The organism is Nocardioides solisilvae, assembly GCF_003194625.1.
Taxonomy (GTDB): Bacteria; Actinomycetota; Actinomycetes; order Propionibacteriales; family Nocardioidaceae; genus Nocardioides; species Nocardioides solisilvae.
The window spans coordinates 24,696-45,053 of record NZ_QHKX01000003.1 but is presented as its reverse complement, the minus strand read 5'-3'; the positions used below and the strand labels follow the sequence as shown (position 1 = coordinate 45,053).

The 20,358-nt window shown below is 73.5% G+C and carries 19 protein-coding genes; 11 read left to right on the top strand and 8 right to left on the bottom strand.

What is annotated here, in order from left to right:
- Nucleotides 1-23 precede the first annotated feature (23 nt).
- Genes DNK53_RS11555 through era form a run of 4 tightly spaced genes read left to right on the top strand, consistent with a single transcriptional unit; the run spans nucleotide 24 to nucleotide 4,422 of the window.
- A complete protein-coding gene (locus tag DNK53_RS11555; protein ID WP_239456502.1) occupies nucleotides 24-1,394 on the top strand; it encodes an FAD-binding oxidoreductase in 1,371 nt (456 codons plus the stop codon).
- Nucleotides 1,391-2,677, top strand: coding sequence for a class I SAM-dependent methyltransferase (locus DNK53_RS11550; protein WP_110182504.1), 1,287 nt, complete (start codon nucleotides 1,391-1,393; stop codon nucleotides 2,675-2,677). The genes DNK53_RS11555 and DNK53_RS11550 overlap by 4 nt, the downstream gene beginning before the upstream one ends.
- A 24-nt stretch (nucleotides 2,678-2,701) precedes the next feature.
- Nucleotides 2,702-3,484 (top strand): siderophore-interacting protein, encoded by a 783-nt coding sequence (locus tag DNK53_RS11545; RefSeq protein ID WP_110182503.1) that lies wholly within the window; start codon nucleotides 2,702-2,704, stop codon nucleotides 3,482-3,484.
- Nucleotides 3,481-4,422 carry a GTPase Era gene (gene era / locus DNK53_RS11540; RefSeq protein WP_110182502.1) on the top strand — a complete coding sequence of 314 codons (942 nt, stop codon included), beginning with the start codon at nucleotides 3,481-3,483 and terminating at the stop codon, nucleotides 4,420-4,422. Before DNK53_RS11545 ends, era begins: the two co-directional genes overlap by 4 nt.
- Nucleotides 4,423-4,435: 13 nt before the next feature.
- Here era and DNK53_RS11535 read toward each other — a convergent pair whose 3' ends face one another.
- Both DNK53_RS11535 and DNK53_RS11530 read right to left on the bottom strand, forming a co-directional pair.
- Nucleotides 4,436-5,272, bottom strand: coding sequence for a septum formation family protein (locus DNK53_RS11535; RefSeq protein WP_110182501.1), 837 nt, complete (start codon nucleotides 5,270-5,272; stop codon nucleotides 4,436-4,438).
- Nucleotides 5,269-5,757, bottom strand: coding sequence for a flavodoxin family protein (locus tag DNK53_RS11530; RefSeq protein WP_110182500.1), 489 nt, complete (start codon nucleotides 5,755-5,757; stop codon nucleotides 5,269-5,271). Before DNK53_RS11530 ends, DNK53_RS11535 begins: the two co-directional genes overlap by 4 nt.
- A gap of 191 nt (nucleotides 5,758-5,948) precedes the next feature.
- Here DNK53_RS11530 and leuA point away from each other — a divergent pair, with 191 nt between their 5' ends.
- Nucleotides 5,949-7,718: a 2-isopropylmalate synthase gene (leuA, locus tag DNK53_RS11525; RefSeq protein ID WP_110182499.1), complete on the top strand. Its 1,770-nt coding sequence runs from the start codon at nucleotides 5,949-5,951 to the stop codon at nucleotides 7,716-7,718.
- On the opposite strand, the gene DNK53_RS11520 is transcribed toward leuA, so the two are convergent.
- Nucleotides 7,705-10,479, bottom strand: a complete 2,775-nt coding sequence (locus DNK53_RS11520; RefSeq protein ID WP_110182498.1) for a sensor histidine kinase — start codon at nucleotides 10,477-10,479, stop codon at nucleotides 7,705-7,707. The two genes, leuA and DNK53_RS11520, sit on opposite strands and share 14 nt — an antisense overlap.
- 78 nt (nucleotides 10,480-10,557) lie before the next feature.
- Between DNK53_RS11520 and DNK53_RS11515 the strand changes: the two genes are divergently transcribed.
- Both DNK53_RS11515 and recO read left to right on the top strand, forming a co-directional pair.
- Nucleotides 10,558-11,415: an alpha/beta fold hydrolase gene (locus DNK53_RS11515; RefSeq protein WP_110182497.1), complete on the top strand. Its 858-nt coding sequence runs from the start codon at nucleotides 10,558-10,560 to the stop codon at nucleotides 11,413-11,415.
- A gap of 30 nt (nucleotides 11,416-11,445) precedes the next feature.
- The gene (gene recO / locus DNK53_RS11510; protein WP_110182496.1) at nucleotides 11,446-12,174 is read left to right on the top strand and encodes a DNA repair protein RecO; all 729 of its coding nucleotides are present in this window, start codon (nucleotides 11,446-11,448) and stop codon (nucleotides 12,172-12,174) included.
- 30 nt (nucleotides 12,175-12,204) lie between these two features.
- Here recO and DNK53_RS11505 read toward each other — a convergent pair whose 3' ends face one another.
- Genes DNK53_RS11505 through DNK53_RS11485 form a run of 5 tightly spaced genes read right to left on the bottom strand, consistent with a single transcriptional unit; the run spans nucleotide 12,205 to nucleotide 16,227 of the window.
- On the bottom strand, nucleotides 12,205-12,981 hold the full coding sequence (locus DNK53_RS11505) for an isoprenyl transferase (RefSeq protein WP_110182495.1): 777 nt from the start codon (nucleotides 12,979-12,981) through the stop codon (nucleotides 12,205-12,207).
- A 10-nt stretch (nucleotides 12,982-12,991) separates the two neighbouring features.
- Nucleotides 12,992-13,414, bottom strand: coding sequence for a Fur family transcriptional regulator (locus DNK53_RS11500; protein ID WP_110182494.1), 423 nt, complete (start codon nucleotides 13,412-13,414; stop codon nucleotides 12,992-12,994).
- 1 nt (nucleotide 13,415) lies between these two features.
- Nucleotides 13,416-14,426: a metal ABC transporter permease gene (locus DNK53_RS11495; protein ID WP_239456501.1), complete on the bottom strand. Its 1,011-nt coding sequence runs from the start codon at nucleotides 14,424-14,426 to the stop codon at nucleotides 13,416-13,418.
- Nucleotides 14,423-15,250: a metal ABC transporter ATP-binding protein gene (locus DNK53_RS11490; protein WP_110182493.1), complete on the bottom strand. Its 828-nt coding sequence runs from the start codon at nucleotides 15,248-15,250 to the stop codon at nucleotides 14,423-14,425. Before DNK53_RS11490 ends, DNK53_RS11495 begins: the two co-directional genes overlap by 4 nt.
- On the bottom strand, nucleotides 15,244-16,227 hold the full coding sequence (locus DNK53_RS11485) for a metal ABC transporter substrate-binding protein (protein ID WP_162599909.1): 984 nt from the start codon (nucleotides 16,225-16,227) through the stop codon (nucleotides 15,244-15,246). Before DNK53_RS11485 ends, DNK53_RS11490 begins: the two co-directional genes overlap by 7 nt.
- A 60-nt stretch (nucleotides 16,228-16,287) precedes the next feature.
- On the opposite strand from DNK53_RS11485, the gene DNK53_RS11480 reads away from it, so the two are divergent.
- The 4 genes from DNK53_RS11480 (at nucleotide 16,288) to DNK53_RS11465 (ending at nucleotide 20,319) form a co-directional block, all read left to right on the top strand.
- On the top strand, nucleotides 16,288-16,608 hold the full coding sequence (locus tag DNK53_RS11480) for an antibiotic biosynthesis monooxygenase family protein (RefSeq protein WP_110182491.1): 321 nt from the start codon (nucleotides 16,288-16,290) through the stop codon (nucleotides 16,606-16,608).
- 49 nt (nucleotides 16,609-16,657) lie between these two features.
- The gene (locus DNK53_RS11475; protein ID WP_110182490.1) at nucleotides 16,658-18,058 is read left to right on the top strand and encodes a glycine--tRNA ligase; all 1,401 of its coding nucleotides are present in this window, start codon (nucleotides 16,658-16,660) and stop codon (nucleotides 18,056-18,058) included.
- Between the two features lie 51 nt (nucleotides 18,059-18,109).
- Complete coding sequence (gene dusB, locus DNK53_RS11470; RefSeq protein WP_110183117.1) at nucleotides 18,110-19,258, top strand: tRNA dihydrouridine synthase DusB; 1,149 nt, start codon at nucleotides 18,110-18,112, stop codon at nucleotides 19,256-19,258.
- Between the two features lie 182 nt (nucleotides 19,259-19,440).
- Nucleotides 19,441-20,319 carry a VldE C-terminal domain-containing protein gene (locus tag DNK53_RS11465; RefSeq protein WP_110182489.1) on the top strand — a complete coding sequence of 293 codons (879 nt, stop codon included), beginning with the start codon at nucleotides 19,441-19,443 and terminating at the stop codon, nucleotides 20,317-20,319.
- The last annotated feature ends 39 nt before the right edge of the window (nucleotides 20,320-20,358 follow it).

Sequence of the window (20,358 nt, the reverse complement as noted above, 5' to 3'; positions counted from 1 at the left end):
GCGTCCTGCCCTAGCGTGGTCGGGTGGGCCCGGACGTGGCGTCCCGCGAGGGGCGTCGGCACGAGGCCGCCGTCGCCCGGCTGCGGGCGTCCTGGGCGGCCCTGCCGCCCGGTGCGCCGGTGCGGCTCGCCAAGCGCACGGGCAACCTCTTCCGTCCGCGGACCGCCGGGGCGCACGGCCTCGACGTCTCCGGGCTCGCCGGGGTGCTGGGCGTGGATCCCGTGCGGCGCACCGCGCAGGTCCAGGGGATGTGCACCTACCAGCGCCTGGTCGCGGCCACCCTCGAGCACGACCTGGCACCGCTCGTCGTCCCGCAGCTGCGCACCATCACGGTCGGTGGGGCGGTGAGCGGGCTGGGGATCGAGTCCACCAGCTTCCGCCACGGGCTGCCGCACGAGTCCGTCCTGGAGATGGACGTGCTCACGGGGTCCGGGACGGTGGTGACGGTCCAGCCCGGCGACGACCTCTTCGACGCCTTCCCGAACTCCTACGGCTCCCTCGGCTACGCCGTCCGCCTCGAGGTGGAGCTGGAGCCCGTCGGACGGTACGTCGCCCTCAGGCACCTGCGCCTGCGCGACCCCGAGGAGCTGGGCAGGGTCGTGGAGCACGTGGTGGCGCACCACGAGTGGCGGGGCACCCGGGTCGACGGCATGGACGGGATGGCCCTCGCGCCCGACGACCTGCGCCTCACGCTGGCCACCCACGGCGCGGACCCCGGTCCCACCTCGGACTACACCCGGGACCGGATCTACCACCGGTCCGTCCGCAGCCGCGACGAGGACCTGCTCACCACCCACGACTACCTCTGGCGCTGGGACACCGACTGGTTCTGGTGCTCGGCCGCCTTCGGCCTGGAGCGGCCCTGGGTGCGCCGGGCGTGGCCCCGGCGCCTGCGACGCTCCGACGTGTACCACCGGCTCGTGGCGCTGGACCGCCGGTACGGCGTCGTCGACAGGCTGGACCGCCGGGCGGGGCGCCCGGCGCGGGAGCGCGTCGTCCAGGACGTCGAGGTCCCGCTTGACCGGTGCGGCGACTTCCTGCGGTGGTTCGACCGGGAGGTGGGCCTGCGGCCGGTCTGGCTCTGCCCCCTGCGCCTGCGCGGGGGCCGGACGTGGCCGACCTACCCGCTGCGACCCGGGACGACGTACGTCAACCTCGGCTTCTGGGGCACCGTCCCCGTCGGCCCCGGGGCCGCCGACTCGCCGCTGAACCGTGCGGTGGAGCGACGCGTCGCCGAGCTGGGCGGCCACAAGTCGCTGTACTCCGAGGCGTTCTACGACCGCGAGACGTTCGACCGGTCGTACGGCGGCGAGGCGCTGGCCGCGGTGAAGGCCAGGTACGACCCCGACGACCGGTTCCCCTCCCTCCACGACAAGGCGGTGCGACGACGATGAGCGTGACCCCGACCCGGACCCGGAGCAGGCCCGTCGCGGCGGTGATCGGGTCCCTGATGCGTGACGGCGTCCCCGTGCGGCTCAGCGCCTGGGACGGCAGCACGACCGGGCCCCCCGACTCCCCGGTCGGGCTGCGCCTGCGCACGGAGCGCGGGCTCTCCTACCTCGTCACCGCTCCCGGGGACCTGGGACTGGCCCGCGCCTACGTGGCGGGCGACCTCGAGCCCGAGGGGGTCCATCCCGGGGACCCCTACGCCCTGCTCGCCCGGCTCATGGACCGCACCCGCTTCCGGGTGCCGGGCCCGACGGGGACCGTGGCGCTGCTCCGCTCGCTGGGCCTCTCCCACCTGGTGCCTCCCGAGCCGCCGCCGGAGGAGCACCTGCCGCGGTGGCGGCGTGCGGTCGAGGGGGTGCGGCACACCCGGACGCGGGACGCCGGGGTGATCGAGCGCCACTACGACGTCTCCAACCGCTTCTACGAGCGGGTGCTGGGCCCCTCGATGACCTACACCTGCGCGCTCTTCCCCGACGCCGACGCCACGCTCGAGGAGGCACAGGCGGCGAAGCACGAGCTGGTCGTGCGCAAGCTGGACCTGCGCCCTGGGCAGCGGTTGCTGGACGTCGGCTGCGGCTGGGGCGCGATGGCCCGGCACGCGGCCCGCGAGCACGGCGTCCGCGTCCTCGCGGTGACCCTGTCGGCCGAGCAGGCGGCCTGGGCGCGTGCGGACGTGGAGCGGGAGGGCCTGGGGGACCTCGTGGAGGTGCGGCACCAGGACTACCGCGAGGTGGTGGACGGCGGCTTCGACGCGGTGTGCTCGATCGGCCTGACCGAGCACGTGGGGGTCCGCCGCTACCCGGCGTACTTCCGGCATCTCAGGGACCGGCTGCGACCCGGCGGCCGCCTGCTCAACCATTCCATCACCCGGCCCCACAACGCGAGGACCGAGACCGGCGCGTTCATCGACCGCTACGTCTTTCCCGACGGGGAGCTCACGGGCGTGGGGCGGATCGTCACCGAGGCCCAGGACGCCGGCCTCGAGCTGCTGCACGTGGAGAACCTGCGGGACCACTACGCCCTCACGCTGCGCGACTGGTGCGCCAACCTCGTGACCCACTGGGACGACTGCGTCGCCGAGGCCGGGATCGGGACGGCCCGGGTGTGGGGGCTCTACATGGCGGGCTCCCGGCTCGGGTTCGAGCGCAACACCGTCGAGCTGCACCAGGTGCTGCTCGCCCGCACCGAGCCGGGGAGCCCGGGGCCGGGGCTGGGGTCGCACTGGTGAGAGGCCGGTGTCTAGCCTTGACCCGTGAGCACCCGCGCCGAGCAGCACACCGCCGAGGTGGTGCGGCGCGAGCAGCTCTCGCCGCACCTGGTCCGGCTGGTCCTCGGGGGACCGGGGCTGACCGGCTTCACCAGCACGGGGATCCCCGACGAGTGGGTCGGCCTGGTGGTGCCCGGCCAGTTCCAGAGCCGCTACTACACGGTCCGGTCCTGGACGGGGTCGGAGCTCACGCTCGACGTCGTGGTCCACGAGACGGGCCTCGTCACCGAGTGGGCGGCGGGCGGGTGCGTGGGCGACACGGTCACGGTGACCGAGCCCAAGGGGTCGTTCGCGATGCCCGACGACGCCTCGTGGCTGCTGCTCGTCGGCGACCTCACCGCCCTGCCCGCGATGGCACGGATCTGCGAGTCGGTCACCGTGCCGACGCGCGTCTGGGCCGAGGTGCCGGACGACCCGGCCGTCCTCGGCGGCCACCTGCCCGACGGCTCCGCGACGACCTGGTTGACGCCGCCCGCGCCGGGCGCCTCGGCGCTCGCCGCCGCGGTCGAGCAGATCGAGTGGCCCGAGGGTGAGGGCTACTTCTGGATGGCGGGGGAGTCCGCCCAGATGCGGGCGGTCCGCAAGCACCTGATGCGGGTGCGGGGGCTTCCCCACCACGCGTACGACGTGATGGGCTACTGGCGCGGCAACGCCGTCCGCCAGCCGCGGGCCGTGGACCCCGGACCGCTCTACCGAGCCGGCAAGGCGGCCGGCAGGACCGACGACGAGATCTGGGCGGCCTACGACGCCGCCCGGGAGGACCGATGACCGAGACCGACGCGTCGAGCGCCCCCGTCCACCGCAGCGGCTTCGTGTCGTTCGTCGGCCGTCCGAACGCCGGGAAGTCGACGCTGACCAACGCGCTGGTGGGCAGCAAGGTGGTGATCACGTCGTCCAAGCCGCAGACCACGCGGACGGTGGTGCGCGGGATCGTGCACCGCCCGGACGCGCAGCTCATCCTCGTGGACACCCCCGGCCTGCACCGGCCCCGGACCCTCCTGGGGGAGCGGCTCAACGACCTGGTCCGCACCACTTGGGCGGAGGTGGACGTGGTGGCCGTCTGCTTCCCGGCGAACGAGAAGATCGGCCCCGGCGACCGCTACATCGTCGGTGAGCTCGGCAAGGTGCGTCGCAAGGTCAAGGTCGCCGTCGCCACCAAGACCGACCTGGCCACGCCCGAGCAGCTCGGCGAGCACCTGCTCGCGATCCAGGCGCTCGGCGAGGAGACCGGGACCGAGTGGGCCGAGATCGTCCCCGTCTCCGCGGCCGCCGGCAGCCAGGTGGACCTGCTCGCCGACCTGCTGGTGGCGCTGCTGCCCGAGGGTCCCCAGCTGTACCCCGACGGCGACCTCACGGACGCTCCCGAGGAGGTCCTGGTGGCCGAGCTGATCCGCGAGGCCGCCCTCGAGGGGGTGCGCGACGAGCTGCCCCACTCGATCGCGGTGACCGTGGAGGAGATGCGCCTGCGCGAGGACCGGCCGGAGGAGAAGCCGCTGCTCGACGTGCACGCCAACCTCTACGTCGAGCGCGACTCCCAGAAGGGGATCGTCATCGGCCACAAGGGGTCCCGGCTGCGGGAGGTCGGCAAGACGGCCCGGCTCCAGATCGAGGCGCTGCTCGGCACCCCCGTCTACCTCGACCTGCACGTCAAGATCGCCAAGGACTGGCAGCGGGACCCGCGTCAGCTGCGCAAGCTGGGCTTCTGAGCCCCCCCGGGGCTCAGTCGGTGACGGCGGTCCAGCACAGGCCGTGGCGTCGTCCGGCCTGCCACTGCTCGCGCGTGGGTCGTTCCTCGGTCCAGGAGAAGTCGAGCGGGTCGTCGGCCCAGGCGCGGGCCGCCTCCGTGCAGGGCTCGCGCATGCGGTCGGCGGTGTCCCGGATCTCGGGGTAGGCGCCGTCCCCGAGGTCCACGCTCGCCACCGCCCGCCAGGTGTGCCGCTGGCCGCACGTCACCCGACGGAAGCCCGCGGTGCCCGGCTCGGCGGTGCCGCAGGTCGAGAAGGCGTCGCGGCGGTCGGGGTCGTCGAGGATGCCGCGGAGCGCGGGCGGCGCCGGGAGCGGCAGCAGCGACCTGCGCGCGCCGGGCGCGACGACGTCGCAGCGGAACCACCGGGCTCCGCGCTCGCCGTCGGCCACGTTGGGCGTGAACCACACGGTGGTCAGCATGGTGAGGCGGAAGGACTCCTCGGTGCCACCCAGGTGCTCGCGCAGCCGTCGGAGGCAGGCCTCGGCCACCTGGCTCCGGACGCGCGGCGAGTCGATCCGGAGGGGGCGCTGGCGCCGGCCGGGGCGCAGGTCGAGCCGGCCGACGTGGAAGGTGACGGAGGTGTGCTTGCGCCGGCACGGCACGGCCGCCCGGTCCGACACCGAGGCCAGGGCGTCGCGGTGGCGCAACCGGTAGCAGGCGCCGGCCCGGGGGGCCGGGGGGCGCGGCTCGTCCGACGCGGTCGGGGCGGTGGTCGGCGCGCCCACGTCGGGCGAGGGCCCGTCGTCGCCGGAGCACGCGGCGAGCAGCAGCGCCAGCGCGCAGGCGGCCGCCGACAGGAGGGGTCTCATGCCTGCTCCACCAGGGCAGCCACGGTGGCGCCCAGCTCGTAGGCCGCCTCGCGCTCCCGCTCGCCGACGTCCCCCAGGACCTCCAGCACGGGGGTGGCCTGCCGCCACGGGAGGGCCTGGACCAGGGAGAGCACCGACCGCGTCGCCCCGGTGGTGTCGTACCGGCCGTGCACCCACAGGCCGAAGGGCCGGCGTCCGGTCCCGGCGGGACCTGCCTGGCCGTCGTCGGTGAGCGCCCCGCCCGCCTCGAGGAAGATCGTGTCGAAGAAGTGCTTGAGCGCCCCGGACATGTATCCGAAGTTGGCCGGGGTCCCGAGCAGGTAGCCGTCGGCGGCCAGCACGTCGGCGGCCGTGGCCTCCAGCGCCGGCCGCGCCACGACCTCGACCCCCTCCAGCGCGTCGTCCCGCGTGCCGGCGAGCACGGCGTCGGTGAGGGCGCGGACGGTCGTCGTGGGGGAGTGGTGCACCACCAGGAGCCGGGCCATGGTCCGACCCTACGGTCCGGCGTCGTCCACGGACGAGGAACGCCCTCCAGCCGGGCATGGGCTAGACTCCTGGCGTCATGACTTTCCTGCTCCTCCTTCGCTGCCGCAACGAGGCCTGACCCACCGGCCCCCTCGTTGCGGAGTGCGTGCTGCGTGCCGGTCGCCACAGCCCCAGCGACGACGGAGGAACCATGACCCACCTGAGCAACACGAGCAACGCCCAGCGCCCCACCCCGATGCCGTTCCAGCGGTACACGCCGTTCGTGCCGGTCGACGTGCCGGACCGGACCTGGCCGGCCCGCAAGATCACGCGCGCCCCCCGCTGGCTCTCCACCGACCTGCGGGACGGCAACCAGGCGCTGATCGACCCCATGACGCCGACCCGCAAGCTGGCGATGTTCGAGCTGCTGGTCCGGATGGGCTACAAGGAGATCGAGGTCGGCTTCCCGAGCGCGAGCCAGACGGACTTCGACTTCGTCCGCCAGCTGGTGGAGGAGGACCGGATCCCCGACGACGTGCAGGTCTCGGTGCTCACCCAGGCCCGGGACGACCTGATCGAGCGGACGGTCCAGTCGCTCGTGGGGGCCGACCGGGCGACGGTGCACCTCTACAACGCGACCGCACCGCTCTTCCAGCGGGTCGTCTTCGGCGTCACCCCCGACGAGTGCCGCACGATCGCCACCCGGGGGACCGAGATGGTGGTCAAGTACGCCGAGGAGCTGCTCGGCGACATGGTGGGGTCGGGCCGCTTCGGCTACCAGTACAGCCCCGAGATCTTCACCCAGTCCGACACCGACTTCGCCCTCGACGTCTGCGAGGCAGTCTCCGACGTGTGGCAGCCCGAGGCCGGCCGCGAGATCGTGCTCAACCTGCCCGCCACCGTGGAGATGTCCACGCCCAACACCTATGCCGACCAGATCGAGTACTTCAGCCGCGGCCTGACGCGTCGCGAGCACAGCGCCGTCAGCCTGCACCCGCACAACGACCGGGGCACGGCCGTGGCGGCCGCCGAGCTGGGCCTGATGGCCGGGGCGGACCGGGTCGAGGGCTGCCTCTTCGGCCACGGCGAGCGGACCGGCAACGTCGACCTGGTCACCCTGGCGATGAACCTGTTCAGCCAGGGGATCGACCCGCAGGTCGACCTCTCCGACATCGACGAGGTCCGGCGCACGGTCGAGTACTGCACCAACCTGCCCGTGCACCCGCGCCACCCCTACGCGGGAGACCTGGTCTACACGGCGTTCTCGGGCTCCCACCAGGACGCCATCAAGAAGGGCCTGGAGGACCTCGAGCGGCGGGCGGCCGAGCAGGGCGTCCCCGTCGACGAGATGCCCTGGGAGGCGCCGTACCTGCCCATCGACCCCAAGGACGTGGGCCGCAGCTACGAGGCCGTGATCCGGGTCAACAGCCAGTCGGGCAAGGGCGGCGTCGCCTACCTGCTCAAGGCCGAGCACAAGCTGGAGCTGCCGCGCCGCGCCCAGATCGAGTTCAGCCGGGTGATCCAGCAGCGGACCGACGCCGAGGGCGGCGAGGTCACCCCCGAGGAGATCTGGTCGGTCTTCCGGCAGGAGTACCTGGACCGCGAGACCCCGCTGTCGCTCAACTCCGTGCACACCTCCTCCGCTGCGGGCGAGAAGGACCAGCTGACCGTGAACGTCTACGTGGACGGCCAGCTGCAGACCCTCTCCGGGGTCGGCAACGGACCGATCAACGCCTTCACCAACGCCCTCAACGAGCTGGTCGCCGAGGAGCAGGCGCGGGGGAACCCCGCCTACGCCGAGCGGGGCGACGTGCGCGTCCTCGACTACCACGAGCACGCGCTCTCGGCCGGCGGCGACGCGATCGCGGCGGCCTACGTGGAGTGCGCCGTGGGCGACCAGGTCCTGTGGGGCGTGGGGCTCGACGCCAACATCGTCACCGCCTCGCTCAAGGCCGTGATCAGCGCCGTCAACCGGGCCTGACGGGCAGGCGCACCGTCACGGTGGTGCCCTGGAGGTGCTCGGACTCCAGGGTCACCGTGCCGCCGTGCGAGGTGATGATGGCGTGGGCGATGGAGAGCCCGAGGCCGGTGCCCTGGATGTGCCTCGCCTGTGCCGTCGAGCTCCGCCAGAAGCGGGTGAAGAGGCTGCCCTGCTCCTCGCGGGGGATGCCCAGGCCGGTGTCCCGCACGGTCACCACGGCGGTGTCCTCCGCCACCTCGAGGGTGCAGGTCACCTCGCCTCGTGGCTCGGTGAACTTCAGCGCGTTGCCCAGCACGTTGCCGAGCGCCCGCTCCAGCTGGGCCCAGTCACCCTCCACCAGGACGGGCTCCCCGGGCGTGTTGAAGCACAGCTGCAGCCGGTGGGAGGCCTCGGAGGCGGTGGCGGAGTGCTCCAGCGAGTGGACGAGGTCGACGAGGTCGATCCGCGAGCGCTCCCACCCGGGTGTCTCCTCGCGGAGGTCGTTGAGCGCCAGGAGGTTGTCCACGAGGGTCACCAGCCGGGCGGCGTTGCGGTTGATCGCGTCGACCACGGGGACCTGCTCGGGGGGCACGTCGCCGAAGTCCCCGTCCTGCAGGAGCTCGGTGTAGCCGACGATGCTGGCCACCGGCGTGCGCAGCTCGTGGCTGACGGTGGAGACGAACTCGTCCTTCGCGACGTCGAGGTGGCGCAGCCGCTCGACGACCGTCCGCTCCTTCTCCAGCGCGGTCGCGAGCATCTCCTGCGTCTCGCGCGACTCGGAGACGTCGCGGCCCACGCACAGGTAGCCGATCAGCGACCCGCCGTGGTCCGTCACCCGGGTGAGCGACATCGCGACCAGGACGTGGCTGCCGTCGCCCCGGCGCCAGGTCCAGTCCTGCGCCGCGCCGTCGAGCAGGTGCGCGAGGAGGGTCTCGAACGTGGGGGAGGAGCCCCGGTCGTGCGCCCACGTGGAGAGTTCCCCGGCCTCGAGCAGGTCGACGAGCGGCGTGCTGACCCGCTCCAAGGCCCGCGCCGCCAGCAGGCGCTCGGCCCCCGGGCTGAAGAACGTGATCCGCCCCGTCAGGTCCGTCCCGACCAGTGCGGTGTCGAGGGCGGCGGCGAGGAGGTGCTGGGTCAGCCCCGCGGCGTCGAGCTCGGCGGTGATGTCGAGGCCCGTCATGACGACGTAGGAGGGGTTGCCCTCGTGGTCGGGGGCGATGGCGCTGGTCCACGCGATCCGGCGCTCCCGGTGGTCGGCGTCGAGCAGGACGCCCTCGACGCTCGTCGGGATGTCGGGGTGGCCGCTGCCCGAGAACATCCGCTGCGTGACCTCGCGGTGCTCCGGCAGGACCAGCACGTCCCAGACCCGGCGTGCCACGAGCGCGTCGGTCTCCACCCCCAGCAGCCGGCCCAGCGCAGGGTTGACCCGCAGCAGGGTGCCCTCCAGGTCGCTGACCACGATGAGGCAGGCGGTGGTGGCGAGCGTGATGTCGGTGAGGCGCCGCTCGGCGTCGAGGTCGGCCCGGGCCTCCCGCTCGCTGGTGAGGTCGAGCAGCTGGGCGTTGAACATCGGCTCGTCGTCGGAGCCCGAGAGGCGGGTGACGCTGAGCAGCACCTGCCGCTCGGGACGGTGCTGCATCCGGCCCTCGCCCCGCCACCCGGTCCCCTCCGCGGTGGTCACCTCGGCCGCGATCACGTCGAGCGGGGTCTCGGTGTCGAGCAGCTCGGCCAGGGGGCGCCCCACCACCTCGTCGCGGTCCAGGCCGAGCAGCGTGGTGGTCTGCTGGTTGGCGTCGTAGACCCGGAGGCGTCCGTGCTCGAGCCGCAGCACGAGCATCGCCACCAGCGACTCGGAGAAGTTGCGCCGGAACAGGTCGCTGCTCGCCCGCAGGCGCTCCGTCAGCCGCACGGACTGCTCGACGTTGACCGCCAGCGGCACGCAGACGAGCGCCAGGCAGATCAGGAAGGTCTGCACGAGCGACGTCGCCCCCAACCGGTCGCCCGGCGCGACGTCGCCCATCGCGAAGGGTCCGAGGCCCCGCGTGGTGCAGGCCGACGCCACGACCGCGACGACCACGACCTCCACGGCCACCACGCGCAGCCCGAACCGGAACGCGCCCCAGACGAGGAACGGGATCGGCAGGAACGTGAGGGCCAGCGTGTCGCTGAGCCCGAAGACCCCCAGCGAGGTGACCGTGACGGCGGCGGTCTGCAGGACCAGCTCCCACAGCCGCACCGGCAGCAGCGGGCGGCGCAGGCTCATCAGCACCGGCGCGATCACGAGGATCGAGGCGCCGTGCGAGGGCAGGATGGTCAGCAGGTAGTAGCGGGTGCTCTCGTCGGCGCCTGCGACGGGCAGCAGCGCGGCGCCCGTCGCGGCGCCGACGGCGCTCGCCAGGGCGGCCGCACCGAAGAGGCGCAGGAAGTCCGCCTGGGTGGCCAGGACCGCGAGGCCGCCGGGGCGCAGCCTCATGACGAACGCGAAGACGACGGCCTCGGCGACGACGAGCGAGCTGAGGACGACGGCCATGACGGGGGGCCTGCCGTCCAGGAGGTTGGCGGCCGCGTTGGCGGCGAGGACCGCCGGGAGCGTCCACCACCACCAGCGGCGCGGCGTCACCGTGACGAGCGTGGCCGCGATCCCCACCGGCGGCCACCAGGTGACCACCTGGGAGTCGCCGGCGGAGGAGACCGCCAGCGTCAGCCACCCCGTCGCCCACACGAGCAGCACGAGTCCGAGCACGGCCCAGCGCCGCTCGAGCTCCCGGACGCGCGTAGGCATGGCCCACAGTGTTCCAGCAGAGCCCCTCGTTCGCGGGCATTCGGCTGGAGACAGCCCCGGGGTCGCTAGATTGCGTGCATGTTGGTCTCAGAACGGATCGGTCAGCTCTTCCTGGGGTCCGGGGACCGTCTCGAGTTCACCGAGTACGGCGGCGGCGAGCGCTGGGTGCTGCTGCTGCACGGCGAGCTGCTCACCCGCCGGATGCACCAGCCGCTCGCCCGCAGGCTCGCCGCCGAGGGGTTGCACGTCGTCACGCTGGACCTGCTGGGGCACGGCCGCTCCGACCGGCCCGGGGACCCGCTGGCCTACTCCGTGCCGTCGTTCGCCGACCACGTGGTGGCCCTGCTCGACCACCTCGGGGCCGAGCAGGCGCTGCTCGGCGGGGTCTCGCTGGGCGCCAACGTCGCCCTCGAGGCGGCGGTCCGGGCGCCGGAGCGCGTCCGCGGCCTCCTGCTGGAGTCCCCGGTGCTGGACAACGGCTTCGCCGCCGCCCTGACCTGCCTGGCCCCGCTGATGGTCGGGGCGCGCACGCTCCCGGTCGCCTTCTCGGGGTTGCGGCGGGCCTCCCGCGCGGTGCCGCGCGGGATCGTGCCGTTCTGGGCCGGGGTCGCCCTGGACGTGGTCAACCAGCGCGCCGACGCCGTCGCCGCGATGCTGCACGGCGTGCTCTTCGGTCGCCTGGCGCCCGACTCCGCGGCGCGCCGGACGATCGAGGTGCCGGCGCTCGTGCTGGGCCACCGCGGCGACCTCGCGCGGCCGTGGTCCGACGTGCGGATGCTGGCCGACGAGCTGCCGCGGGCCCGCGCCGTGCGGACCCGGGGCCCCTGGGAGTGGCGGCTCGACCCGGCCCGCCTCGACGGCGAGGCCGTCTCCTTCGCCCTGGACGTGTGGGACGCCCGCGGGACGCGCCGGCGCCGCCGGCGCAGCAGCCGCTGATCCGCGGGGCTCGTCCGGCACAATGGGACGGTGCCCCTCTACCGCGACGAGGCGGTCGTGCTGCGCACCCACAAGCTGGGGGAGGCCGACCGGATCATCACCCTGCTGACCCGTCAGCACGGTCTCGTGCGCGCGGTCGCCAAGGGGGTGCGGCGCACCACCTCGCGCTGGGGCTCGCGGCTCGAGCCCTTCACCCACGTCGACCTGCAGCTGGCCGAGGGGCGCTCGCTCGACGTGGTCACCCAGGCGGAGACGCTCACCCCGTTCCAGTCCCGGCTCGGCCTCGACTACGACCGCTACACCGCGGGGACCGTGATGCTGGAGACGGCCGAGCGGTTGGTGGTCGAGGAGCGGGAGCCGGCCGTGCAGCAGTTCCTCCTGCTGGTCGGGGGGCTCCGCGCGATGGTGGCGGGGGAGCACGCCCCCGGCCAGGTTCTCGACTCCTACCTCCTGCGCTCCCTGGCGGTGGCCGGCTGGGCGCCGTCGTTCGACCACTGCGTGCGCTGCGGGACCGAGGGGCCGCACCGCTTCTTCAGCCCGGGGGCGGGGGGCTCCCTGTGCACGCTGTGCAAGGTCCCGGGCTCGGCCTCGCCCGCCATGGAGACGCTGCGCGTCCTCGGCGCCCTGCTCACGGGGGACTGGCCGGTCGTGCACGCCGCGCAGGACCGCCACCTGCGCGAGGCCAGCGGGCTGGTCTCGGCCTACCTCGCCTGGCACGTCGAGCGCGGACTGCGGTCGCTGGAGCACGTCGAGCGCTGAGGCGTGCGGGGTACGGCGTACGGCGTGCGGTCAGGCCGAGCCGTACCGGCGGTCGCGCCGCGCGTACTCCTCGACGGCCGCCCAGAGATGGGTGCGGTCGACGTCGGGCCACAGGACGTCGGAGAAGACGAACTCGCTGTAGGCGGACTGCCAGGTCATGTAGTTGGACAGGCGCTGCTCCCCGGAGGTGCGCCAGACCAGGTCGGCATCGGACCACTCCGGCACGTAGAGGTGCCTGGCCAGGGTGCGCTCGTCGATCCGCCGCGGGTCGATCCGGCCGGCGGCCGCCTCCTCGGCGATCCGACGCACGGCGTCCACGATCTCGGAGCGCCCGCCGTAGTTGACGCACATCGTCAGGGTGAGCACGTCGTTGTCCCGGGTCAGCTCCTCGGCGACCTGCAGCTCCTTGACCACCGACCGCCAGAGCCGCGGGGCCCGCCCGGCCCAGCGGACCCGCACGCCGAGCTCGTGCATCTCGTCGCGACGCCGCCTGATCACGTCCCGGTTGAAGCCCATGAGGAAGCGGACCTCCTCGGGCGACCGGGACCAGTTCTCGGTGGAGAAGGCGTAGGCCGAGACCGCCTTCACCCCGATCTCGATGGCACCTTCCACGACGTCGAAGAGCGAGCTCTCGCCCTGCTCGTGGCCGCGGGTGCGGGGGAGGCCGCGCTCCTTGGCCCAGCGGCCGTTGCCGTCCATCACGATCGCCACGTGCCGGGGCACCAGCTCGGCCGGGACGGCCGGGGGGCGGGCCCCCGACGGGTGGGGGGTCGGGGGGCGGACCTCGCGCCTGGCACCTTGTCGCACGGGCGCGAGCCTAGCCGTCGGCACGGTCGTGGGGACCGTCGTGGGGGACGTCGTGCGAGCCGAGGCAGGCGGGGCAGGTCCCGAAGATCTCGAGCTCGTGGCTGACCTGGGCGTAGCCGTGCTCCCGGGCGATCGCGCGGGTCCAGCGCTCCACCGCGGGACCCTCGACCTCCACGGTGGCACCGCAGGCCCGGCAGACCAGGTGGTGGTGGTGGGTGGCGGAGCAGCGTCGGTAGAGCGACTCCCCGTCCTCGTTGCGCAGCACGTCGACCTCGCCCGCGTCGGCCAGCGCCGACAGCGTGCGGTAGACGGTGGCCAGCCCCACCTTGTCGTCGCGCGAGCACAGCAGGTCGTGGATCTGCTGGGCGGAGCGGAAGTCGTCGAACGCGGAGAGGGCCTCGGAGACGGCGCGGCGCTGCCGGGTCGGACGCATCTCAGTGCTCGTCGTAGTGGGAGTCGTGGGGCGCGTGCCGGTGGCCGTCGTGCAAGTAGTCCACGTGGTCGCCGTGGGCGACGGCGCGGTGCCCGCAGCCCTCGCCGTGCTGGTGCGTGTGCTCCGGCACGGGCAGGTGGACGTCGTCGGCCGGCTCGTCGGCGAAGGGCAGGCGGAGCCGCTGCCGCCGCCGCAGCAGCGCGCCGACCGGCCAGGTCACCACGAAGAGGACGAGGCTGAGCAGCACGATCGAGGCGCCCGGGGCGACGTCCGCGCCGTAGGAGGCGAGCGCGGCGACCACCAGCCCGCCGACCGAGGCGACCAGACCCAGGCCCATCGAGAGGAGGAGCGTGGTGCGGAAGGACCGGGTCAGCTGCTGGGCCGTGGCGACCGGGACGACCATGAGGGCGGAGACGAGGAGGAGGCCGACGGTGCGCATGGCGGCGGTCACCGAGACCGCGGCCAGGACCGCGACCAGGAGGTTGTAGAAGCGGACGTCGAGCCCCACCACCTTGGCGAACTCGTGGTCCTGCGCCACGGCGAAGAGCTGGGGACCGAGGCCGACGCAGAGCGCCGCGAGGACCACCGACAGCCCCATCGTGAAGGCGACGTCCCCGGGGGAGATGCTGAGGATGGAGCCGAAGAGGTACTGCTGCAGCTTCGCGGTGCTCTCGCCGCCGACGCCGGCGACGAAGATGCCGCCGGCCAGGCCGCCGTAGAAGAGGAGCGCCAGGGCGAGGTCGCCGTTGGCGTGCCCCCGCTCGCGGATCACCTCGATCGCGACCGCCCCCAGGACGGCCGCCACGACGGCCGTCCAGGTGGGCGCGAGGCCGGTGACGAGGCCGATCGCGACACCCGTCACCGCGACGTGCCCGAGGCCGTCGCCCATCAGGGCCATCCGGCGCTGCACCAGGTAGGTGCCGACCGCGGGGACGGCCATGCCGGTGAAGAGCGCCGCGAGCAGGGCGCGCTGCATGAAGGGCAGCGAGAAGAGGTCCAGGAGGTCGGTCACCGCGCGTCCTCCTCGGGCGGGTCGAGGGGAGAGGCGACGACCGGGACGTGGTCGATCCGCGGGTCGCCGTGGTGGTGGTGGGTGTGCGCCTCCCCGAGGTGGGAGGAGTGCACCTCGTGGTCGGCCAGCGGCGCCCCGTCGTAGACGACGCGGCCGTGCCGCATCACCACGGCCCGGTCGATCAGGGGGGCCATGGGGCCGAGCTCGTGCGCCACCAGGACGATCGTCGCGCCGCGCTCGGAGAGGGTGGCCAGGGCCCGGGCGAGCGCCTCCTGGTTGGGCAGGTCCACGCCCGCGGTGGGCTCGTCGAGCAGGAAGAGGTCGGGCTCGCCGGCCAGCGCCCGGGCGATCAGGGCGCGCTGCTGCTGCCCGCCCGAGAGGGTGCTGATCCCGGCCTGCGCCATCCCCTCGAGCCCGACCACCTCCATCGCGTCGTGGATGATGCGGCGATCGTGGGCGGAGAGGGGCCGGAAGAGGCGGCGCCGGCTGAGCCGCCCGGAGCCGACCACCTCCCAGACCGAGGCCGGGACGCCGGAGCTGGCGCCGGCCCGCTGGGGCACGAACCCGATCCGGTGCCAGTCGTGGAACCGGGGCAGGGGAGTGTCGAACAGCGTCGCGCTGCCGCCGGCGAGGGGACGCAGGCCCGTCATCGCGCGCACCAGGGTGGACTTCCCCGAGCCGTTGGCCCCCATGAGGGCGACGAACTCGCCGGCCTCGACGGTGAGGTCGGCGCCGCGGACCACCGGGCGCCCGTCGATGACCACGGAGGCGTTCCGCAGCGCGACGGGCACGCCGTCGGCCGGGCTGGAGGGTCGCCTCAGCATCCGTTGGCCCGGACCAGGGCAGCGAGGTTGTCGCGCATGAGGGAAAGGTAGTCGGACTCCTCACCGGCTGCCGCCGGTCCCTCGACCGGGTCGAGCGTGTCCGTCGTGACGCCGGCGTCGCGGGCGAGCGACTCCGCCAGGGCGGAGGTGCCCAGGGTCTCGCTGAAGACGGTGGTGATGCCGTCGGTCCCGATCAGCTCCTGGAGGTGCTGCAGGTCCGCGGGGGTCGGCTCGGCGTCGGGGGAGAGGCCCGCGATCGGCTCGAAGGTGAGCCCGTAGCGGGCCAGGTAGCCGAAGGCGTCGTGGCTGACGACGACCGTGCTGCGCTCGCAGTCGGCCAGGCCGGCGGCGTACTCGCCGTCGAGCGTCGTCAGCTCGTCGCGGAGCCGAGCGGCGGCGGTCTCGTAGTCGGTGGCGTGCTCGGGGTCGACGTCCGCGAGCCCGTCGGCGACGGCATCACCCAGGTCGGCCATCCGCAGCGGGTCCAGCCAGAAGTGCGGGTCCTCGTCGCCGTGGTCGTGCCCCTCGTGCCCGTCCTCGTCGTGCCCGTCCTCGTCGTGCCAGTCCTCCTCGTGCCCGTCCTCGTCGTGGTCGTGGTCCCCGTGCCCGTGCTCGGCGGCCGGCAGCAGGTCCACGACGTCGGCGACCTCGAGCAGGCTGCCGCGTGCGTTCTGCCGGGCGCTCGCGGCCACCTCCGGCTGCAGCGACTCGCTGAGCACGACCAGGTCGGCCTCGGCGAGGTCGGCCGTCTTCTCGATGGACATCCCGGCGTCGTGCGCCTCCTGGCCGGGGCGGGTCAGCGAGACGACCTCGGCGTGCTCGCCCGCGACCTGCTCGGCGACCCAGGCGAGCGGGTAGAAGCCGGCGGCCACGGTGACCCGGCCGTCGTCCGCGGGGTCCTCGGCGAGGGCGGAGCAGCCGGGGAGAAGCAGGGCGGCGGCGATCGCCGCGGAGGTCAGGAGGGGGCGCGGTGACATGAGAACCATTCTCACCCTTTCGAGAACGGTTCTCAAATCGGGACGCCGTAGGCTGGGGGGGTGATCGTGGTGAACAGGTTCCGGGTGCCGGTGGGGGAGCAGGAGGGCTTCCGGGTCGAGGTGCAGACGGCGCTGGAGACCCTGGCCGGCCGTCCGGGGTTCGTGGCCGGCGACGTCGGGCGCAACCTGGACGACCCGGGTCTGTGGGTGCTCAGCACCCGGTGGCGCGACGTCGGCTCCTACCGCCGCGCGCTCTCGTCCTACGAGGTGAAGATGACGGCGGTGCCGCTGCTCAGCCGGGCCGTGGACGAGCCCAGCGCCTACGAGCCGGTGGTGCCGGGAGCCGCCCTCAACGAGCAGCGGAGCCGATCGATACCCTGAGCGTTCGAGGCCGGCAGCCAGCCGGCCGTGTCGCACCAGGAGTCCCCGCGTGGCCAAGCCGCCCCCCTCTGCCCTCGACAACGTCGTCTCGCTCGCCAAGCGGCGGGGATTCGTCTTCCCGTGCGGCGAGATCTACGGCGGCACCCGGTCCGCCTGGGACTACGGACCGCTGGGCGTCGAGCTGAAGGAGAACATCAAGCGCCAGTGGTGGCGGGCGATGGTGACCCGCCGCGACGACGTCGTGGGCCTCGACTCCAGCGTCATCCTGCCGACCCGCACGTGGGAGGCCTCGGGCCACCTCAGCACCTTCAGCGACCCGCTGACCGAGTGCCAGTCCTGCCACAAGCGGTTCCGCGAGGACCACCTCCAGGAGGACTTCGCCGCCAAGAAGGGCCTGGACGACCCCGACTCGGTCGACATCAACGAGTCGGTCGCCTGCCCCAACTGCGGCACCCGCGGCGCGTGGACCGAGCCGCGCGCCTTCAACATGATGCTCAAGACCTACCTCGGCGTGATCGAGGACGAGTCCGGCCTGCACTTCCTGCGCCCCGAGACCGCGCAGGGCATCTTCCTCAACTTCGCCAACGTCGTCACCGCCAGCCGGCAGAAGCCGCCGTTCGGCATCGCCCAGGTCGGCAAGAGCTTCCGCAACGAGATCACCCCGGGCAACTTCATCTTCCGGACCCGCGAGTTCGAGCAGATGGAGATGGAGTTCTTCGTCAAGCCCGGCGAGGACGAGGAGTGGTTCCGCTACTGGATCGAGGAGCGGACCAAGTGGTACGTCGACCTCGGCATCGAGCGCGACAACCTGCGGCACTACGCCCACGCGGAGGAGAAGCTCTCCCACTACTCCAAGGGCACCACCGACATCGAGTACCGGTTCGGCTTCGCCGGCAGCGAGTGGGGCGAGCTCGAGGGCATCGCCAACCGCACCGACTTCGACCTGCGGCAGCACAGCGAGTTCTCCGGCAAGGACCTCTCCTACTACGACCAGGCGAACGACGAGCGGTACCTGCCCTACGTCATCGAGCCGGCGGCGGGCCTCACCCGCAGCCTCATGGCCTTCCTGGTCGACGCCTACACCGAGGACGAGGCGCCCAACACCAAGGGCGGGGTCGACAAGCGCACCGTGCTCAAGCTCGACCCGCGCCTGGCACCGGTCAAGGTGGCGGTGCTCCCGCTCAGCCGCAACGCCGACCTCAGCCCCAAGGCCAAGGCGCTGGCCGCCGAGCTGCGCGAGCACTGGAACGTCGAGTTCGACGACTCCGGTGCGATCGGCCGCCGCTACCGTCGCCAGGACGAGATCGGCACGCCCTACTGCGTGACCGTCGACTTCGACACCCTCGAGGACGACGCGGTCACCGTGCGCGAGCGCGACTCGATGAGCCAGGAGCGGATCAGCCTCGACGGGATCAGCCGCTACTTCGGCGAGCGCCTGCTCGGCTGCTGATCCCCGCTCGGAGATTCTTGCTGGGTGGGTGGGGCGGGGACAATGGGCGACATGTCCAGCCCTGCCCTGCCCACCGAGCTCGTCCTGGGTGACCTGCGGATCGGGACGCCCGTGGTGCTCGCCCCGATGGCGGGCATCACCAACGCCGCCTACCGTCGCCTCTGCGCCGAGCAGGGGGCGGGTCTCTACGTCTGCGAGATGATCACCTCCCGCGGGCTGGTCGAGCGCGACGAGACCACGCTGAAGATGCTGGTCTTCGACGAGCTCGAGACGGTCCGCTCGGTGCAGCTCTACGGCACCGACCCGGCGTACGTCGGCAAGGCCGCCGAGATCCTCTGCGCCGAGCACGGCGTCCAGCACGTCGACCTCAACTTCGGCTGCCCGGTGCCCAAGGTCACCCGCAAGGGCGGCGGCGGGGCGCTGCCGTGGAAGCGGGGGCTGCTCGCCGAGATCCTGGAGGCGGCCGTCGCCGCGACGGCGCCGTACGGCGTCCCCGTCACGATGAAGACCCGCAAGGGGCTCGACGAGGAGCACCTCACCTACCTCGACGCCGGGCGGATCGCCCAGGAGAGCGGGGTCGAGGCGATCGCCCTGCACGGCCGGACGGTCGAGCAGGCCTACTCCGGCGCGGCCGACTGGGACGCCATCGCCCGCCTCGTGGAGCACGTGGACATCCCGGTGCTCGGCAACGGCGACGTCTGGGAGGCGGCGGACGCCGTGCGGATGGTCGAGCAGACCGGGGCCGCGGGGGTGGTCGTCGGTCGCGGCTGCCTGGGCCGCCCGTGGCTCTTCCGCGACCTCGCGGCGGCCTTCTCCGCGGAGCCGCAGCCCACGACGCTGCCCACCCTCGGCGAGGTCCGCGTGATGATGCGCCGCCACGCGGAGCTGCTCTGCCGGCACATGGGCGAGGAGCGGGGCTGCAAGGAGTTCCGCAAGCACGTGAGCTGGTACCTCAAGGGCTTCCGGGCCGGAGGCCCGCTGCGTCACGCCCTGGCCCTCGTGGAGTCGCTGGCCGGGCTCGACGCGCTGCTCGCCGAGCTCGACGGCGACGAGCCGTACCCCCTCGCCGAGCTGGGGGCACCGCGCGGCCGGCAGGGGTCGCCGCGCAAGCGCGTCGCCCTGCCCGAGGGCTGGCTCGACGACACGGACGGGCGTGGCGGCCGGGTGCGCGAGGACGCCGACGAGGCCACGGGGGGCTGACGGGCGCCCGGCTGCCGGGTCGCCGACGTCCGGTTTCCGGGCGGGTGAGCGGTGACACCCTGAGACGGGCAGTTGAAATGTCTAGATCCGTCCGACAGTGTGCTTGACTCGACGACCGCGTCACCCGGGCACGACCTGCCCGGGGGCGCACCCCCAGTCAGCAACCGCAAAGGACCAACGCAGTGGCAAAGCACCGCCACGCGCGGGAGACCAATGCCCGCAGCCCCCTGGCCCGCGCCGCCCTCGTGGCAGCGCCGGTGGCCTTCCTGACGACCGCCACCGCCGTCACCCTCGGCGTGGTCTCCCAGGACCCCCAGCCCTCCCGCGACCTCCTGGCCGGCGCGTCGGTCGCCGACGTCGCCCTCCCGGAGCGCTCCGCCCCGGTCAGCCGCAGCCGCAGCCGGGTCGACCCCCGGGCCGCCCAGAAGCGCCAGGAGCGGGCTGCCGAGTCGCGCGAGGCCGAGCGCAAGGAGCGCCGCGCGACGCAGCTCGCCGTGCGGCAGGCGGACACCCGCCTGTGGACCACCGAGGACCTGAATCTCTGGACCGCCGCCGACGGCACGGCCGAGAAGACCGGGGTGCTCGACTCCGGTGAGCGCGTCCTGGTGACCGGGCGGGAGCGCGACGGGCGCGTCGAGGTCGTGGTCGGCGGGGAGCCCCGCTGGGTCACGGCCGGCTACCTCGACGAGGACGAGCCCCTCGCCGGGATCAGCGGCGACTGCTCCAACGGCACGTCGGTGCCCGCGGGCGTCGACCCCAGCATCACGCAGGTGCACCGCGCGGTCTGCGCGCGGTTCCCGCAGATCACCTCCTACGGCACCTTCCGCAGCGACGGCGAGCACGGCCAGGGGCGCGCCATCGACATCATGGTCAGCGGCTCGCTCGGCTGGGAGATCGCGGAGTACCTCCGCGCCAACTACGCCGAGCTCGGGATCGAGTACCTCATCTACGCCCAGAAGATCTGGTCGGTGGACCGCGGCGGCGAGGGCTGGCGCGGCATGTCGGACCGCGGTTCCGCGACGGCGAACCACTACGACCACGTGCACGTCACGGTCTACTAGGCCTGCAACCGGGCCTGCGGCCGGCCGCTGTCGGCGCGG

Bases quoted from the DNA above. Each gene is read 5' to 3' on its own strand.
- DNK53_RS11530 (WP_110182500.1), bottom strand. From the start codon at position 5,757: ATGGCCCGGCTCCTGGTGGTGCACCACTCCCCCACGACGACCGTCCGC.
- leuA (WP_110182499.1), top strand. From the start codon at position 5,949: ATGACCCACCTGAGCAACACGAGCAACGCCCAGCGCCCCACCCCGATG.
- dusB (WP_110183117.1), top strand. From the start codon at position 18,110: ATGTCCAGCCCTGCCCTGCCCACCGAGCTCGTCCTGGGTGACCTGCGG.
- DNK53_RS11535 (WP_110182501.1), bottom strand. From the start codon at position 5,272: ATGAGACCCCTCCTGTCGGCGGCCGCCTGCGCGCTGGCGCTGCTGCTC.
- DNK53_RS11500 (WP_110182494.1), bottom strand. From the start codon at position 13,414: ATGCGTCCGACCCGGCAGCGCCGCGCCGTCTCCGAGGCCCTCTCCGCG.
- era (WP_110182502.1), top strand. From the start codon at position 3,481: ATGACCGAGACCGACGCGTCGAGCGCCCCCGTCCACCGCAGCGGCTTC.
- DNK53_RS11490 (WP_110182493.1), bottom strand. From the start codon at position 15,250: ATGCTGAGGCGACCCTCCAGCCCGGCCGACGGCGTGCCCGTCGCGCTG.
- DNK53_RS11550 (WP_110182504.1), top strand. From the start codon at position 1,391: ATGAGCGTGACCCCGACCCGGACCCGGAGCAGGCCCGTCGCGGCGGTG.
- DNK53_RS11520 (WP_110182498.1), bottom strand. From the start codon at position 10,479: ATGCCTACGCGCGTCCGGGAGCTCGAGCGGCGCTGGGCCGTGCTCGGA.
- DNK53_RS11515 (WP_110182497.1), top strand. From the start codon at position 10,558: ATGTTGGTCTCAGAACGGATCGGTCAGCTCTTCCTGGGGTCCGGGGAC.
- DNK53_RS11485 (WP_162599909.1), bottom strand. From the start codon at position 16,227: ATGTCACCGCGCCCCCTCCTGACCTCCGCGGCGATCGCCGCCGCCCTG.